Source organism: Paraniabella ginsengisoli (genome assembly GCF_022513635.1).
Classification (GTDB): Bacteria; Bacteroidota; Bacteroidia; order Chitinophagales; family Chitinophagaceae; genus Niabella; species Niabella ginsengisoli.
Window position 1 is genome coordinate 229941 of record NZ_JAKWBL010000003.1, and the last position, 15693, is coordinate 245633.

Sequence of the window (15693 nt, forward strand, 5' to 3'; positions counted from 1 at the left end):
CATTGTGGGAAGAAGATTTTTCGGATGTGGTTGTTGAATTGTCTAAGCAGGGTTTGTTAGGCAAGCCCGAACAAGAGGTGATTGAGTATTTCAACAAGCAACCAAAATTGCTTCATAAGTACATCAATCTGGTAAAGATCAAGTCAATAAATGATGAATGTTTCCGGCAATACAATTACACAAGTAAAGAAGAACTGTTCAAAAACTTTCATAAAACCATTGCCGAAGAACCAAATTTAAATGTAATCAAGAAAACGCTTGCTGCTATTTGTGCTGGCAGACATCATCTGAAATCGGAAAGTTCTTTTTACAATGCAAATGGAGAACTTCGGAATTCCATTTTATCGTGGCAGGTAATTCCAGGAAATGAAGAGATTTACGACCAGGTTATATTGACCACAGTTGATATTACCGACCTGAAGAAATCTAAAGAAGATTTAGATAAATCGATGGAGATACTGGATCATCAAAACAAACGGCTTCTGGACTTTTCCTATATCGTATCTCACAATTTAAGATCTCATACCAGTAATATACAATCGCTCAGCGATCTTATTTTATCATCCAACTCGATCGAGGAAAAAAATGAACTGATCATCCATTTGCATAGAGTTGTGAGCATCTTAAGCAGCACTATTGAAGCGCTAAATGATTTGGTTAATATTAATGCTGACCTAGACGTTGCACGAGAGAAAATAGCTCTGAGAGACACGGTAGGTAAAACCATCAATGTGCTTAGAGATAGAATAAAACAAAAAGAGGCTGTTGTTCTAAATAATATACCGAAAGACACAAGTATTTTTTACAATAAAGCGTATATAGAAAGTATTTTACTAAATTTGATTTCGAACAGCCTTAAATATTCTAAGCCCAGCGTTTGCCCAATTGTAAGCGTTACTTATAGTGATGAGAATTCAGCAAAAATTCTTACCATAAACGATAATGGCATAGGTATTGATCTTGAAAAAAACGGACACAAGTTGTTTGGGTTGTTCAAAACTTTCACACATAATCCGGAATCAAAAGGAGTTGGACTATACATAACCAAAAGGCAGATAGAAGCTCTTGGCGGGAAAATAACAGTAGAAAGTACAGTAAATGTAGGAACTACTTTTAAAATTTATTTTAAATGATAAATCAAAAGAATGTGTTGGTGGTGGATGATGACCCGGTTTTCAAATTAATAGCCCGTAAGTTATTTGAAAGAAGTGGAGATTTATTTAATGTAGTTTTTGCTGAAAATGGTTTAGATGCAATTGAGCTACTCAAAAATATTATTAATACGAATGAAGCTGAAATTCCAGACATTATTCTTTTAGATATAGAAATGCCTATTATGAATGGCTGGGGGTTCATGGAAGAATTCATTAAACTACCTGAAGAAAAAACGAAAAATATTACTGTTTATACTGTTAGTTCTTCAATAGCCCAGGAGGATAAAAACAAAACCGCTTCTTACTCGCAAATCAAAGCTTATATAACAAAACCACTTACGCTTGATATTATTAAAGACATTGCTGAAGCTTCATAAAAATTGATTTACATAGGAGCCGCTTCAACTTTATAAATAGTTGTGTCGCCTTCCAATGTGGGCACAATATATCCACCAGTGTCTATTAAGGTTTTCGGCATCGTTTTTTTCAGCAGTTGTTTATCAAACGTTGCCGTACCAACTTTGTATAGATAAATTTTTTCCAGTTTTTTCAATCCTTTCAACCCTAACAATCCCTGTTGTGTAATTTTTGTACCTGAAAGGTTGATGTATTGCAGGTTTGACAGATTTTTGAAATGTTGTAAACCCACATCTGTTATGGGGTTACCTTCTACATGAAGACGCATCAACGCTGTTAATTTCCCAATTGGTTCCATATCCTTGTCGCTCAAATTTTCATTGGCCACTTTCAACCACAATAGTTGATCCTTCAGTGGCTCAAGCAATTTCAACTCTTCTAAACCAACTTTATCTGCGCCTACGAAATTCACCAACAGGTAGTTACTATTCGCCGCAACTGGTATAACAACTGCTCCTTTTTCTTTCAATGCCACAATCGCTTTTGCATCTGCGGCGCTTACTTCTTTTTCCGGAATAATATTCACCTTGCCTTCTTCCTTCATACTTCCGTTCTGTAAGGCAAGAAGCGTAGGTTTTATTTTATCGGTTTGTTTGGACTGACTTACTTTTTTATCAAACCTGGCACCGCTATTCACCCACCATTGTAACAGATCCATTTCTACTTTTGTAAGCTGTGGCTTCTCTTTTGGCGGCATGTGGTCTTCATCAGTTTCCGGTAACAGTATCAACTTTATTAATTTACTTTCATCAGCATGATCCCAGGCAATAGCAGGACCATCTTTTCCTCCTTTCAAAATAAAGTCAGGTTCATCCAATCTTAGTTTTCCTTTTTGCTTGCTTGTTCCATGACAACTATAACATTTGGAAGAAAGAATGGGTTTGATGATATCATTATACACAAAAGCTTCCTGCACATTGGGCATGGGTTTAAAAACCGTTTTTCCTCCTTGTGCACCATCTGAGGTAAACGGCGCTGTCAGGTAATCTTCTCCATGTGTGATCGATCCTCCCAAATGTCCGGCAATGGTAATAAAAATAAACAATAACAGCATAGCCCATTTGGTATAAAGCCATTGTTGTTTATGAATGAAATAACAAACGATGGATACAACTGCCGTTGCAATGCCCATCCATTGATGATTTGCAACAGCCGACGCTTCATAATCTCCGCTGTTGGCAAGCGCCAAACCCGACACACAAGCGCCAACTGCACTGAGCATGCCCCAAAACAAAGCTGCACTTATAAAATGTCGTTGCTCTTGTCTTTTTTCTATTTTCACAAAAATAAAATATAAGCATACCAGCATCAATATACCAATTGGCAAATGAACCAAAACCGGGTGCATTCTTCCTGCAAAATCGAAAATGCTCAAATAAAATATCATAGTCAAATTAGTCGTCACTGGCTGGTGACTATCTCGTTTAGTTTTGGCTAAAATTATCCTTCATACCTTTTTCTTAACAACTGCATCATGTAAACATTTACTTCCCAAAGTTCTGCCAGCGGCTTCCGGGAATAGGGCATTGTAGGCATGTAATCGGGAGGGCCAAACTCTGTTAAGAAAGTGATCGTTTCTCCTTTGTTTGTTTTTCGTTCTACAATTTTATCCCACCAGGCAAAATGAGCCTTCACTACATTTTCCCATTCCGGCGCTCGTGGATCATTTACCTGAGGCCCTTCCGGGTGGCCGATGCGCGCATGTATATGCTCAGTTCTCTCCAAAGCCATGTTAACAGTTTCTGCCTGATCGACTAATAAACTTTCATGCACACAACACCAATGCGAAATATCAAGTGTCAGTTTAAGTTCGGGAAACTTTTTAATGTACTCTTTTGCAACAGGTGCTGAGTAAAGCATACGGCTTCTGTGCGTTTCATGACAAATCGTAATACCCGTTTCTTTTGATAAAGCTGTGGTATGCTCAATGAATTTTGCATTCTCATCAAAACTGAAGTAATCTTTTCCGCTGTGATTATTAATATAGAGTGGCTTTTTTCTCTTTTGTTTTGCAGCAGCATCAATCATTTTTTTAAAAGCAGTTAAATGTACTTCAGGATCTTTTTGTCCACCGCCGCATAAAAAGCCTATTTCAAGATCGTACTTATCAAGCGCTGTAAACATCGCTTCCTGTGCTTTTACATCCCCCGGCCACCAAAGCTCTACACCGTCATATCCCGACTTTTTTGCTTTTGCACAAAATGCATCCATATCACCCTCAAACCCCCAATTAGTTTGCATAATCTTAATCTCGGTTCCTTTCATTCCTTCTCCCGTTTTAATATTTGAAGCAAATGCTTCCATTTTAGAAAAAAATAAAGCAGCAGAGGCTGCTGCCGATATTCCTATAAATTCTCTCCTGTTTTGTTTCATTTCTATTATTAATTATTGAACCAGCTATGATGCTACTATCATCGATCTTGCGACGCTCCCTTCAACATAAGAATATATGGCATCGTACATATACGATCACAACCAGAATCTTCGCAAATCCAGTCAGACTGCTCCCACTCGCTACTTACTACTCCCTATACCAAAATATCCTGTATCACTTTACCACTCACATCAGTAAGGCGAAACGGCCTTCCCTGAAAATCGTAAGTAAATTGTTCGTGATCAAAACCCAATTGATTCAATATCGTTGCCTGTATGTCAAATGCTTCTGTTTTTCCACTTATGGCACTATATCCAATTTCATCAGTTTCACCATACGAAGTCCCGCCTTTTACACCTCCGCCTGCCATCCAAACTGTAAATGCATCACCATGATGATCGCGCCCTTTAAAGGCCATTGTTTTACCATCCCGGTTTTCCTGCATTGGTGTACGGCCAAATTCCGAACCCCATACTACTAATGTTTCTTCAAGCAGGCCCCGTTGTTTTAAATCCAGCAATAACGCAGTTATTGGCTTATCAACCTCCCGGCATTTATTCACTAAACCAATATCTACCGAACCGGCAGCATTGGTTCCATGCGCATCCCAACCCCAATCAAACAGCTGTACAAAACGAACCCCTTTTTCTACAAGCTTTCTGGCAAGCAAAACATTATTGGCAAAAGAAGCTTCGCCAGGCTTCGTACCATACATTTCGTGAATGTATTGCGGTTCATCATTAATATTCATCACTTCCGGCACCGATATCTGCATCTTATACGCCATTTCGTATTGTGAAATACGGCTCAATATTTCCGGATCGTTATACTGCTTATATTCTTCCTGGTTTACTTTATTAATGGCGTCTATAGAAGCTTTACGAAGATCGCGGCTCATACCATTTGGATCCGAAATAAATAAAACCGGATCACCTTCGCTTCTGCATTGCACACCTTGGTAAACACTAGGCAAAAACCCGCTGCCCCAAAGGCTTTTACCACCATCCGGATTGTTTCCCCGGAAGTAAGCACTACAAAGCCAGGCAAATTTTTATTTTCGGTTCCCAAACCATAAGTAACCCACGAACCCATGCTGGGTCTTCCGCCACGCGCAGACCCGGTGTTCATCAATAATTGCGCAGGTGCATGATTAAACTGATCGGTAGTAACTGTATTAATAAAAGCCATATCATCTATTACGGTAGAAAGATGTGGCAAATTATCTGACATCCATAAACCGCTTTCGCCGTGCTGCATAAACTTTGCCTGCGGACCTAACATTTTGGGTACGCCACGGATAAAGGCAAATGTCTTCCCTTCTAATAATGATTGTGGGCAATCTAATCCGTCCAGTTTAGCAAGTTCCGGTTTATAATTAAACATCTCTAATTGTGACGGAGCTCCAGCCATGTGTATGTAAATGACAGCCCTTGCCTTTCCGGGAAACATTGGAGGTTTTGCAGCTAAGGGATTGACCGGATCAAAAAGGTCGTTTGAGGCTTTTGTTTTTTTACCTGAACAACTGTCAAATAAAGAACCAAGCGCCAACGCACCCAACCCGAAAGCACTTTCTTTGAGAAAATGCCGGCGCGTGTGCATCTGAAGTTGAGCATTTGCTGCTTCCACTTTCAACCGGTCATTATGTAATTCTTTTTGTGTCATAAAAAAAGTTCATTGTTCATAGTCGATGGACGGTACCGGAAGCTGCGCATCCGATTATTATTATTTGACTACCTCGGAGTCGATTGATAAAACAGTATTCATTCACTCTATTCACTATTCACTACTTAACTATTCACTACTTAACTTTTATTCAACCACTCATCCAAATTCAACATTGCATTAGCCACCACAACCATTGCTGCCATTTTAGGATCTGCATTTTCTTTGCTTCCTAAAATCTCCTGCACATCAGAACTTCCTTTCGAGAATGACTGAAGTGATGTGTTATATAGTCCCATCAATGTTTCTAATTTACCTGGAGCAATAGGTTTATATAACATAGCCTGATATCCTTTCTGTATCTGGCTCTTTACGTCATTTCCGGCCATTTTATTCATCCGTTGCGCAAAATGTTTTGCCATATCCCAGTAAGCAAAATCATTCAAAGTGCTAAGCGCCTGTAGAGGAGTATTAGTTCTTATTCTTCTGGGAAGACATACATCCCGCATAGCAGCATCAAAGCCGATCATCGAAGGATATGGTGCGGTTCTTTTCCAATATGTGTACACGGCGCGCCTGTATTGATCTTCGCCTTCACTCTGCTTCCACTGTTCACCACTGTAAGGCGATTTCCAAATACCTGCGGGTTGAAATGGCATCACACTTTTGCCGAGCATCTTATTACTTAAAACATTACTAATGGCAAGAGCCTGGTCTCTGATTTGCTCGGCAGAAAGGCGCACGCGCGGCCCTCTTGCATACAACCTATTGTTGGGATCTTTATGAAGTAATTCATCAGACACTTCTGATTTTTGACGGTAAGTGGCAGACATTACTATTTCTTTAAGCAGATCTTTAATACTCCACTTGTAATCATTCATAAATTTCCAGGCAAGATGATCGAGTAATTCTTTATGTGTTGGCGCAACGCCCTGTGTTCCCATATCCTCCAACGTTTCGGCAATGCCTATACCAAATAATTGTTCCCACAGGCGATTCACCATCGTACGCGCTGTAAGTGGATTTTTCTTATCAGTAAGCCACATAGCAAGTCCTAAACGGTTTTTAGGGGCGCCCACAGGCATTTTATTTAATACCGCCGGAACGCCTGGCTGTACAGCATCTCCCTTTGACAACCAGCTACCTCTTTCAAAAATATTGGTAGTTCTGAAAAGGTCTGAAGGATTTTCTACAAGTATGGGCGTAGCGATAAAATTGTCAGATTCGATCAATTCGTTATAATGCTTATATGCTGAATCGAAACCCGGCTTATCTGCTCCTGGGAAGGGTTGTTTAAAATAGAACCAACTAAACATAGCTCCATTTTCATCATCTGTTTTAAGTGAAGCGTTTTGATAACTCAACCAAACATCATGCACACCAACCGTTGGCGCTATATCAATTGTAGCTACTTGCCAACCTTGTGTAGGTTTAAGAGCAACCGTTGCAAACACAGGCCCTTTTACAGAATCTAAATGCAATTTCCATACACCGCCATCTATGCCTGAAGAATAACGAAACATAAGTTCGTTTTTGTTACTTAAGTCAACCTTTTTAATCCGGCAAGATGAGTTATTTCTAAGCGACAGCCATTTAGTATCAGCAAGGGCACTGTTTGTCATTTGATCCGTAACTACAGAATTGATAACAGGCTGGCCCGTTTTAAGGAACCGAAGAACCCGATTATATTCTGCAGATGTAGTGTTTTGTGATAGCCATTGTTTCAATGTTTCGAGCTTTGTACTGTCGCCACCCCGATATTCACGTAACAAAGGAAAATCTTCGAACGTATCTTCATCTCTTGTGTTATTGAAAAACGCCATGAACCTGTAATAATCTTCATGCTTAAACGGATCGTAAGGATGGGCATGACATTGTACGCAGGCAAATGTAGTTCCCATCAATGCTTCCCAGGTGGTGTTAACCCTGTCTATAACAGCAGCCGTACGATACTCCTCATTATCAGTACCACCCTCGTCATTGGTTAAAGTATTTCTTTGAAAAGCAGTGGCTATATATTGCGCATCTGTGGGGTTAGGCAACAAATCGCCAGCCATTTGTTCTATCAAAAACTTATCGTAAGGTTTGTTTTCGTTAAAAGCTTTGATCAGCCAATCCCTGTAACGCCACACAGAACGATAAATATCTTTTTCATATCCTTTTGTATCAGCATAACGCGCCAGATCCATCCATAACGAAGCCCAGCGTTCGCCATAATTTGAAGAAGCCAGCAGTTCATCAACCAGATTTGCATAAGCTTTATCGGATGAATCTTTTAAAAACTTATCGGCAATTATTTCTGAAGGGGAAGGCCTGTTAAATCAAGACTTACACGCCTTAAAAGTGTTGACTTATCAGCCTCATCTGATGGAGTTAGATTTTCTTCGTCCAATTTTTGAAATATAAACCGATCAATATCATTTTTAATCCAGTCGTCATCCTCATCGGGTATTTCTTCTTTTTCTACCGAAATATAAGCCCAGTGCTTCCCCCATTCTGCGCCCTGCTTTACCCAGTTTTTGAGAATTTTGATCTCTTCCTTCGGAAGAGGGTCATGTTTGTACGGCATCCTTTCTTCAGGATCGTTAATGGTTAACCTGCGAATAAATTCGCTTTCTTCCGGCTTGCCGGGAACAATAGCAGGCTTACCACTTTCTGTTTTAGCTAAAGCTTCTTCTCTAAAAAGCACACTAAAGCCGCCGCTTTGCTTTACGCCACCGTGACAGCTTATACATTTTTTATTCAGTATCGGTTTTACCTGCGTATTGAAATCTACTTTCTTTTCATTAGAAAGCATATACCATCCACCGGCAACAGCGGCCAATATAGAAACGGCAATTAATATTTTGTAGTTTGAGGTAATCATATAGCGATCATCAAATTTAAAAAAACTATTGCGCAATCATGCAATAGAATTATCCAATTCTTACACTTTTTTAACCTTAATGGTTAAATTAGCGTCAGGCCAGGCGAAACCAGCCATTCCTTCGTAATTCTCAAGCTCGCATTAAAGCCGCAAACATTGTATCTGCTTGCTGATCATAGCCCTTTAAAACAGATTCTGCAATCAATTCTAGCCCTTGTTTTGTTAAATTGCTGGTTTGCTCTTCATTTTCTTCAGCAAATACCGAACAGGTAATATAAAGCAGGTAACCTCCGGGTTTCAAATATTTGATGACATTTGAGATAATGTTTTGCTGGAGTTTTGCGTATTCAGCTATTCTACTTTCCTGAAAGAAAAGCAACTGTTCTGGAGTTCGCGCCCAAGTGCCACTACCGCTACAAGGAACGTCAGCAATGATCAAATCAAATTTTTGATCCGGAGCAGCAATTGTTGAATCTGAAACGAAAGAATTATAGTTTTTAATTCCTGCTTCGGCAAAGCGCTTTTTCAAATTAGCAAGAATTGAAGACCGGATATCGGAAACTGTTAACTTAATATCATCCAAAACATCTTTAGCTAAAATGGATTTACCACCGCTGGCAGCGCAACAATCCCAGATAGATATGACAGATTTTAGATGAGAGATTTTAGATTTATAAATATTGAGTAGCTCGCTTACCCTTTGCGAACTGTAATCCTGAACAACCACTTCTTTATTTAAAATTAACACTTCATCTATTTTCGATCCGTTGGGTAAGCGAACCGTATTTTCAGTTATAATAAAATTGATATTGGCTGATTGTAATTTTTCTGACACCACTTTATGTTGCCGAGGACGTATGCGTAAAAACAAATCTGGTTGTAACAGATGAGATTGCTCAAATGCAGCAGTATCAATACTTTCGCTTAAATGATCTTTAAAAGAAAAGATATTTTCAGGTGTTTGTTTTGGTAATTGATATTGTTCAAAAAAAGAAAGCCATTCTTCCGGCCATTCTTTCTTTGAAAGCTGGTAGCCTTTCAGGATTTTTTGTTCTATAGAAAGCTGCGGATAAGATTTTCCCAATCTGTAAAAACAATAACATAACTCGGTTATTTGCTTGCGGTCTTTGCTTCCAAATTTTTTGTGTTGAGAAAAGAAACTTCGAATATAATGTGCGAAGGGTGCTTCGCCTTTATAGGCTTGCAACACAGTGTTTGCTGTATTTACATGCGAATAGAAACGCTTAAAATGATTGATGGTTGATGATTGATCGTTCATAGACTAAGTCAATATAAAAATATTAAGACCGCAACTTTGATTCATGTCTCCACGAACCAAGAACGTTAAGACCTCCGAGATTTTGAAAATCTCGGAGGTCTTTTGGGAAGTGTTGATGAGCTATAGCTACAGTACAAGTGTGCGACGCAATACCGTTGCCATATGCACTAAAGCTGGTTACAAAAAACTATAATTCCAACAAAGCCTTTACGGGATCTTTCTGAACCAACAGCAATGCAGGGTTTTCAAGTAATTCTTTAACACGAACCAGGAAGCTTACTGACTCACGGCCGTCAATGATGCGGTGATCGTAACTAAGTGCCACATACATCATGGGGCGAATAACAACTTGTCCGTTGATGGCAACAGGACGTTGTATGATATTGTGCATTCCCAAAATAGCACTTTGCGGAATATTGATAATGGGCGTGCTTAACATAGATCCGAATACGCCGCCATTGGTGATAGTAAATGTTCCGCCGGTAAGATCGTCGGCAGTAAGTTTGCTGTTCTTCGCTTTGTTAGCTACATCAATAACTGCTTTTTCGATTTCTGCCATGCCAAGGCTTTCTACGTTTCTGATTACAGGAACGGTTAAGCCTCGTGGCGTACTTACAGCAATGCTGATATCGGCATAATCATGAAATAAAATCTGATCACCATCGATATAAGCATTTACAGTTGGCCATTCGGAAAGCGCGATGGCACAGGCTTTCGCGAAGAAACTCATAAAGCCCAAACCAACACCGTGCGCTTCTTTAAATTTATCTTTATACTTGCTGCGTATGTCCATGATCGGCTGCATATCTACTTCGTTGAAAGTAGTCAGCATAGCCGTTGTGTTTTTTGCTTCCACCAATCTGCGGCTGATTGTTTTGCGCAGGTTGGTCATTTTTTCCGGACGCTGATTGCGACCGAATAATTCACCACCATCAAATGATTTTCTACCCGGATTGGCCAATGCAGCTAACACATCTTCTTTAAAAATTTTGCCGGCATAACCAGAAGGTTTAACAGTTTTGGGATCGACTTTTTTATCTGCAATAATTGCTGATGCTACGGGCGTTGCTTTTACATCGCTTGCGGCTGCTGGTTTCGAGGCGCTGCCACTTTTTCTTCAGCTTTAGCGGCAGGTTTTTCCGCTTTCGGTTTAGCTGGCTTTCCGGAGGTTTCTTTTATGATCGCAATGGTATCGCCTATTTTAAGCGTATCTCCTTCTGCTACCGAAGTTTCAACAATCCCGGCCAGTTCTGCATTCACTTCAAAAGTTGCTTTTTCACTTTCCAGTTCGGCTATTACCTCATCGCGCTCCACATAATCGCCCGATTGTTTTACCCATTTCAAAAGCGTTACCTCGCTTATCGATTCTCCAACGGTTGGTATTTTAACCGGAACCTCTTTGCCGGTTGTCTTTATGGGTTCATCGTTGCTTGCAGGTTCTGCTTCTTTTTCAACAGGAGCTTCCGTATTTTCTTCAGCGGGTTTGCTGTCGCTTTCACCTTCAGGCTTAGCTGCAGTATCGTCGATACTCGCAATTACATCGCCAATATTTATGGAATCGCCTTCACCAACACTTGTTGTCAAAACACCAGCTTTTTCTGCGTTCACTTCGAAAGTAGCTTTTTCACTTTCCAGCTCTGCTATTACCTCATCGCGTTCCACATAATCGCCGGTCTTTTTTACCCATTTTAAAAGCGTTACTTCACTTATAGACTCGCCCACCGTAGGCACCTTAATATCGACAGCCATAAATACAAATGATTTTTATAGAATATAGTTTGGCAAATTACGTAAAAATGACAAAAAACCAGCCTTAAATAGAATCGGATGTTGGTTTAAATTATAAGGCAGTAAAAATATCGCTTGAATTAGTGATAATTTACTACTACTCCTTAAACTATCTTTGATTGTAAGATGAGTAGCCTACCCATTAAAGTTACTGTGTTTGATGACAATGCATACCGCAGAGAAAGCCTGTCTATGCTCATCAATTCTTCTCCCAAAATGACTTGTGCGGGAACTTTTTTTGATTGCAGCAACGTGATTGCTGATGTTAGAAAAACTGCACCTGATGTTGTATTGATGGACATTGATATGCCAAATGTAAATGGCATTGAAGGTGTAAAACTGATAAGTATAAATTTCCCGAAGGTTCAGGTACTAATGCAAACGGTGTTTGAAGATGATGATAAAATATTTGCCTCTATTTGTGCCGGAGCATCAGGATATATTCTAAAAAAATCTACACCAGTACAATTATTACAGGCAGTCGAAGATGTGTACAATGGAGATGCTGCTATGACCGCATCCATAGCCAGAAAGGTATTGACAGCTTTTCAAAAAAATGTGTTTTACGAAAACAACCAGGAAATATCGTTAACCCCTAGAGAAAAAGAAGTGTTGGGCTTTTTGGTAAAAGGATACAGCCATAAAATGGTGGCTTCCGCATGTACATTAAGTATCCATACAGTGAATACACACATTAAAAAGATATACGAAAAACTACAGGTAAACTCGGTTGCAGAGGCTGTAGTAAAGGCATTGAACCAAAAATTAATATAAATATCTCATGTTTAGTTTTGAATATAAGAGGGCGGAATGTCTATTCCGCCCGATATTTTCAAACCAAGTATGTTTTGAACAATTAGATCGTAAACGCTGTGCTCACAATTTCTTCCTGCTCTGCTTTGTGCACTTTCATGAAACCAGAAGCTGTAGACGCGCTTGCTTTTCTACCGATAATGCCATAGTTAATATGCTTAAGGTTCATTTGTAAAAACGAAGCTGCTCCCATATTCAACGGTTCTTCCTGTACCCAATACCATACTGCATTTTTATACTTATTATATAACGCTTCCAGCTGTTTCCCGGGTAAAGGATAAATTTGTTCAAGCCTAACTACCGCTACATCACCTCTGTTCTCTTTTTGCTGCCTTTCTAATAAATCATAATAAACTTTACCGCTACAGAATAGCACTTTTTTACATCGCCGGCTTTTACATAAGTATCGTCAATCACTTCCTTAAATCCGCCTGTTGTAAATTCCTCCTTGAGAGAATAAGTACCTGGGTGTCGCAAATTTGCCTTAGGAGCGAAATTGATCAGCGGTTTTCTGAAAGGCCAGGCCAATTGCCTTCTTAAAGCATGGAAATAGTTGGCTGCCGTTGTAATATTTGTTACTACAATATTCAGTTCAGCACATGCAATTAAAAAACGTTCCATGCGTGCGCTACTATGTTCAGGACCCTGTCCTTCATAACCATGCGGTAACAACATTACAAGGCCATTCATTCTGTTCCACTTTTGCTCAGCACCGGTTATAAATTGATCAATGATGGTTTGAGCGCCATTTACAAAATCTCCAAATTGCGCTTCCCATAAAACCAGTGCATTAGGCGATGCTAATGCATATCCATATTCAAAACCCAGTACAGCGTTTTCACTCAAAAGAGAATTAAACATTCTTATTTTCCCCTCCGCTCCCGGAATACTCGCCAACCGATTGTAAGGTGTATCATTTATTTCATCTCTCAGTACACAATGCCTGGAGCTGAAAGTACCGCGTCCCACATCCTGCCCGCTCATTCTCACATCAGTACCATCTAACATTACAGTTCCAAATGCCATTAATTCCGCAGTAGCCCAATCAACTTTATTTTCTTCATTGAATAGCTTTACTTTATCCCTTAACAGCTTATCAACCTTTTTTAAAGGAGTAAAGCCTTCGGGCAATGTCATGATAGCATCAAAAACTTTTTTGAAATTTTCTTCAGACACTGAAGTGGAAGGGCTTTTATCAAAATCGTCGTCTGTTGCTTTTTTAATTGCTTCCATAACAACTGAGGTGTTTGATAAGTATAGGGTAAAGGCCTTTGCTTTACATCATCCAATCGATCCTGAAGATCAGCCCAGAATTTCGTTTCCATTTCTTTGGCAAGCCCTTTCGCGTCTTCTTCTCCTTTATCCAATAGGTATTTTACATACATCTCGCGCGGGTTAGGATGCTTGTCAATTAAAGCATACATAGCTGGCTGTGTAAATTTAGGATCGTCGCCTTCGTTATGACCGTGTTTGCGGTAACAAACCATATCAATGAATACGTCATCGTGAAATGTGCTCCTGTAGCGACTGGCAATTTCTGCACATTTAACTACAGCTTCAGGGTCGTCTCCATTTACATGCAGCACCAGGCTTTGTGTCATTGCAGCTAAAGATGTACAGTAATCTGAGCTTCTGGCATCAGAAAAATCGGTAGTGAAACCTATTTGATTATTGATCACAAAATGTATGGTACCACCCACAGCATAACCTGGTAGTTTCGACATTTGTAATAATTCGTAAACAACACCTTGTCCCGCAATTGCTGCATCACCATGTATTAAAATAGGTAACACCTTATCATATTGTTCATCATGCAACACGTTAGCGGTACTTCTTGCGAAGCCTATCACCACCGGATCCACCGCCTCCAGATGTGAGGGATTAGGCATTAATTTTAAATGTATCTTATCGCCTCCTGATGTTTCTACTTCGCTTCCAAAACCCAGATGATATTTCACATCACCACTTCCCATGGTCTGGTTTATTTCGCCGGTACCTTCAAATTCGCTAAAGATCTGCTCATAAGTTTTTCCAAGAATGTTGGCAAGTATATTAAGCCTGCCGCGGTGAGCCATTCCAATAACAACTTCTCTAACACCTAACTCTGCCGACTTGTTTATCATTGCATCCAATGCTGCGATAGTTGTTTCACCACCTTCAAGCGAAAATCTTTTTTGTCCCACATATTTTGTATGTAAGAATTTTTCAAACATAACCCCCTGGTTCAACTTTTCTAATATCCGCTTCTGCTGCTTAAGTGGTAATGAATTTGAGAAGTTCCGTTCAATTTCATTTGTGATCCAGTCAACCCTTCGCTGATCGCTGATATACTTAAACTCCACTCCCACGTGTGTTGCATAGCAGTTCTGAAGATGTGTAAAAATATTTTTAAGAGACGTGGTTCCTAAACCAATTAAATTACCCGCTTCAAATTCGGTATTAAGATCGGCTTCACTTAATCCATAAAAAGAAAGTTCAACATTTGCGCCACGGTCTTTGCGCTTTTTTATCGGGTTGGTATTAGCTAATAAATGGCCTTTATTTCTGTAACCCAAAATAAGCCTGTAAACCGCAAGTTCTTTTCTCCATCCATTTTTCGAATTTAGTGAAGAGAGATTACCATTGGTCATAGCGGAAGTGCCGTTTTTCTCAGCCTGGCCATTGCCTACAGCAAAATCAAAACCTTCAAAAAATTTACGCAACTCGCCATCTACACTTTCTGGATTAGCAACAAACTCATTATACATGTTCTCAATAAACGCCGGAGATGAGTTTGTGATATAGGAAAAATCTTTCATTATAAATGAATCGTTAATATATAAAAAATGTTTTTAATTTAATATGAATCGAGAGTTTAAAGACATTGCTTTAACTATATTTCCGCGAAATTAAGGCATATTTCGACTCATACACAATATTGATGCATAGAAAGCGTTAAAAGATGTCTGCAATTTTCAATAATAAAAGTATTATTTGTGATTGAAAAGAAGCCTTTCAAAAAAATCAAAAAAATGTTGGTCTTGTACAAAAAAACCTACCTTTGCCGTCCAAAAATTAAAATAGATGGCCAATCATAAAGCTACAAAGAAAGATGCACGTCAGGCAACAAAACGTCGTGAAAGAAACAAATACTATGGTAAAACTACGCGTAATGCCATTAGGGATTTAAGAGCTGCAAGCGGTACAGAAGCGACTGACAAATTATCTTCTGTTGAAAGCATGATTGATAAATTGGCTAAACGCGGTATTATTCATCGTAACAAAGCAGCTAATTTAAAAAGCAAGCTGGCTAAGAAACTGAACGCTGAAACAGCAAAATAATCTTTAAAGATCTTTTATA

13 protein-coding genes and 2 pseudogenes are annotated in these 15693 nt (G+C 39.3%); 4 read left to right on the forward strand and 11 right to left on the reverse strand.

The features are described from left to right. The first annotated feature begins 2 nt into the window (after window positions 1–2). Both MKP09_RS15705 and MKP09_RS15710 read left to right on the forward strand, forming a co-directional pair. Complete coding sequence (locus tag MKP09_RS15705; protein ID WP_240830948.1) at window positions 3–1133, forward strand: sensor histidine kinase; 1131 nt, start codon at window positions 3–5, stop codon at window positions 1131–1133. Beyond that, a complete protein-coding gene (locus tag MKP09_RS15710) occupies window positions 1130–1531 on the forward strand; it encodes a response regulator (RefSeq protein ID WP_240830949.1) in 402 nt (133 codons plus the stop codon). Before MKP09_RS15705 ends, MKP09_RS15710 begins: the two co-directional genes overlap by 4 nt. Window positions 1532–1539: 8 nt before the next feature. Here the strand turns inward: MKP09_RS15710 and MKP09_RS15715 are convergent, their stop codons facing one another. The 8 genes and pseudogenes from MKP09_RS15715 to MKP09_RS15755 all read right to left on the reverse strand — a co-directional run bounded on the left by MKP09_RS15715 (window position 1540) and on the right by MKP09_RS15755 (window position 11501). After that, window positions 1540–2958 (reverse strand): c-type cytochrome domain-containing protein, encoded by a 1419-nt coding sequence (locus MKP09_RS15715; protein ID WP_240830950.1) that lies wholly within the window; start codon window positions 2956–2958, stop codon window positions 1540–1542. Between the two features lie 53 nt (window positions 2959–3011). Beyond that, window positions 3012–3944 (reverse strand): sugar phosphate isomerase/epimerase family protein, encoded by a 933-nt coding sequence (locus MKP09_RS15720; protein ID WP_240830952.1) that lies wholly within the window; start codon window positions 3942–3944, stop codon window positions 3012–3014. A gap of 155 nt (window positions 3945–4099) precedes the next feature. After that, window positions 4100–5607, reverse strand: a pseudogene (locus tag MKP09_RS28230) (DUF1501 domain-containing protein). Window positions 5608–5747: 140 nt separating this feature from the next. Continuing rightward, window positions 5748–7430 (reverse strand): DUF1553 domain-containing protein, encoded by a 1683-nt coding sequence (locus MKP09_RS27460; RefSeq protein ID WP_317235387.1) that lies wholly within the window; start codon window positions 7428–7430, stop codon window positions 5748–5750. Window positions 7431–7466: 36 nt separating this feature from the next. Then, window positions 7467–8473: pseudogene (locus tag MKP09_RS15740) on the reverse strand (DUF1549 domain-containing protein); the annotation flags it as partial. A 130-nt stretch (window positions 8474–8603) separates the two neighbouring features. Next, on the reverse strand, window positions 8604–9752 hold the full coding sequence (locus MKP09_RS15745) for a methyltransferase domain-containing protein (RefSeq protein WP_240830956.1): 1149 nt from the start codon (window positions 9750–9752) through the stop codon (window positions 8604–8606). 187 nt (window positions 9753–9939) lie between these two features. Next, window positions 9940–10800, reverse strand: a complete 861-nt coding sequence (gene sucB / locus MKP09_RS15750) for a dihydrolipoyllysine-residue succinyltransferase (protein ID WP_317235388.1) — start codon at window positions 10798–10800, stop codon at window positions 9940–9942. Between the two features lie 23 nt (window positions 10801–10823). Continuing rightward, window positions 10824–11501, reverse strand: coding sequence for a biotin/lipoyl-containing protein (locus MKP09_RS15755; protein WP_240830957.1), 678 nt, complete (start codon window positions 11499–11501; stop codon window positions 10824–10826). Window positions 11502–11666: 165 nt separating this feature from the next. Here MKP09_RS15755 and MKP09_RS15760 point away from each other — a divergent pair, with 165 nt between their 5' ends. Then, entirely contained in the window at window positions 11667–12314 is a 648-nt protein-coding gene (locus tag MKP09_RS15760) for a response regulator transcription factor (protein ID WP_240830958.1), read from the forward strand. Between the two features lie 82 nt (window positions 12315–12396). On the opposite strand, the gene MKP09_RS15765 is transcribed toward MKP09_RS15760, so the two are convergent. From MKP09_RS15765 to MKP09_RS15775, 3 genes are read right to left on the reverse strand one after another with little or no spacing between them, the layout of a single operon-like run. Then, window positions 12397–12729: a hypothetical protein gene (locus tag MKP09_RS15765; RefSeq protein WP_240830959.1), complete on the reverse strand. Its 333-nt coding sequence runs from the start codon at window positions 12727–12729 to the stop codon at window positions 12397–12399. After that, window positions 12690–13586, reverse strand: a complete 897-nt coding sequence (locus tag MKP09_RS15770) for a hypothetical protein (RefSeq protein ID WP_240830960.1) — start codon at window positions 13584–13586, stop codon at window positions 12690–12692. The genes MKP09_RS15765 and MKP09_RS15770 overlap by 40 nt, the downstream gene beginning before the upstream one ends. Continuing rightward, a complete protein-coding gene (locus MKP09_RS15775; protein WP_240830962.1) occupies window positions 13487–15151 on the reverse strand; it encodes a thiamine pyrophosphate-dependent enzyme in 1665 nt (554 codons plus the stop codon). The genes MKP09_RS15770 and MKP09_RS15775 overlap by 100 nt, the downstream gene beginning before the upstream one ends. 265 nt (window positions 15152–15416) lie before the next feature. Here MKP09_RS15775 and rpsT point away from each other — a divergent pair, with 265 nt between their 5' ends. Next, window positions 15417–15674 carry a 30S ribosomal protein S20 gene (rpsT, locus tag MKP09_RS15780; protein ID WP_240830963.1) on the forward strand — a complete coding sequence of 86 codons (258 nt, stop codon included), beginning with the start codon at window positions 15417–15419 and terminating at the stop codon, window positions 15672–15674. Window positions 15675–15693: the final 19 nt, after the last annotated feature.

What these genes read in the sequence shown, in the direction of transcription:
- MKP09_RS15710 (WP_240830949.1), top strand. Translation starts at nt 1,130, where the DNA reads ATGATAAATCAAAAGAATGTGTTGGTGGTGGATGATGACCCGGTTTTC.
- MKP09_RS15715 (WP_240830950.1), bottom strand. Translation starts at nt 2,958, where the DNA reads ATGATATTTTATTTGAGCATTTTCGATTTTGCAGGAAGAATGCACCCG.
- MKP09_RS15720 (WP_240830952.1), bottom strand. Translation starts at nt 3,944, where the DNA reads ATGAAACAAAACAGGAGAGAATTTATAGGAATATCGGCAGCAGCCTCT.
- MKP09_RS27460 (WP_317235387.1), bottom strand. Translation starts at nt 7,430, where the DNA reads ATGGCGTTTTTCAATAACACAAGAGATGAAGATACGTTCGAAGATTTT.
- MKP09_RS15745 (WP_240830956.1), bottom strand. Translation starts at nt 9,752, where the DNA reads ATGAACGATCAATCATCAACCATCAATCATTTTAAGCGTTTCTATTCG.
- MKP09_RS15755 (WP_240830957.1), bottom strand. Translation starts at nt 11,501, where the DNA reads ATGGCTGTCGATATTAAGGTGCCTACGGTGGGCGAGTCTATAAGTGAA.
- MKP09_RS15760 (WP_240830958.1), top strand. Translation starts at nt 11,667, where the DNA reads ATGAGTAGCCTACCCATTAAAGTTACTGTGTTTGATGACAATGCATAC.
- MKP09_RS15770 (WP_240830960.1), bottom strand. Translation starts at nt 13,586, where the DNA reads ATGGAAGCAATTAAAAAAGCAACAGACGACGATTTTGATAAAAGCCCT.
- MKP09_RS15775 (WP_240830962.1), bottom strand. Translation starts at nt 15,151, where the DNA reads ATGAAAGATTTTTCCTATATCACAAACTCATCTCCGGCGTTTATTGAG.
- rpsT (WP_240830963.1), top strand. Translation starts at nt 15,417, where the DNA reads ATGGCCAATCATAAAGCTACAAAGAAAGATGCACGTCAGGCAACAAAA.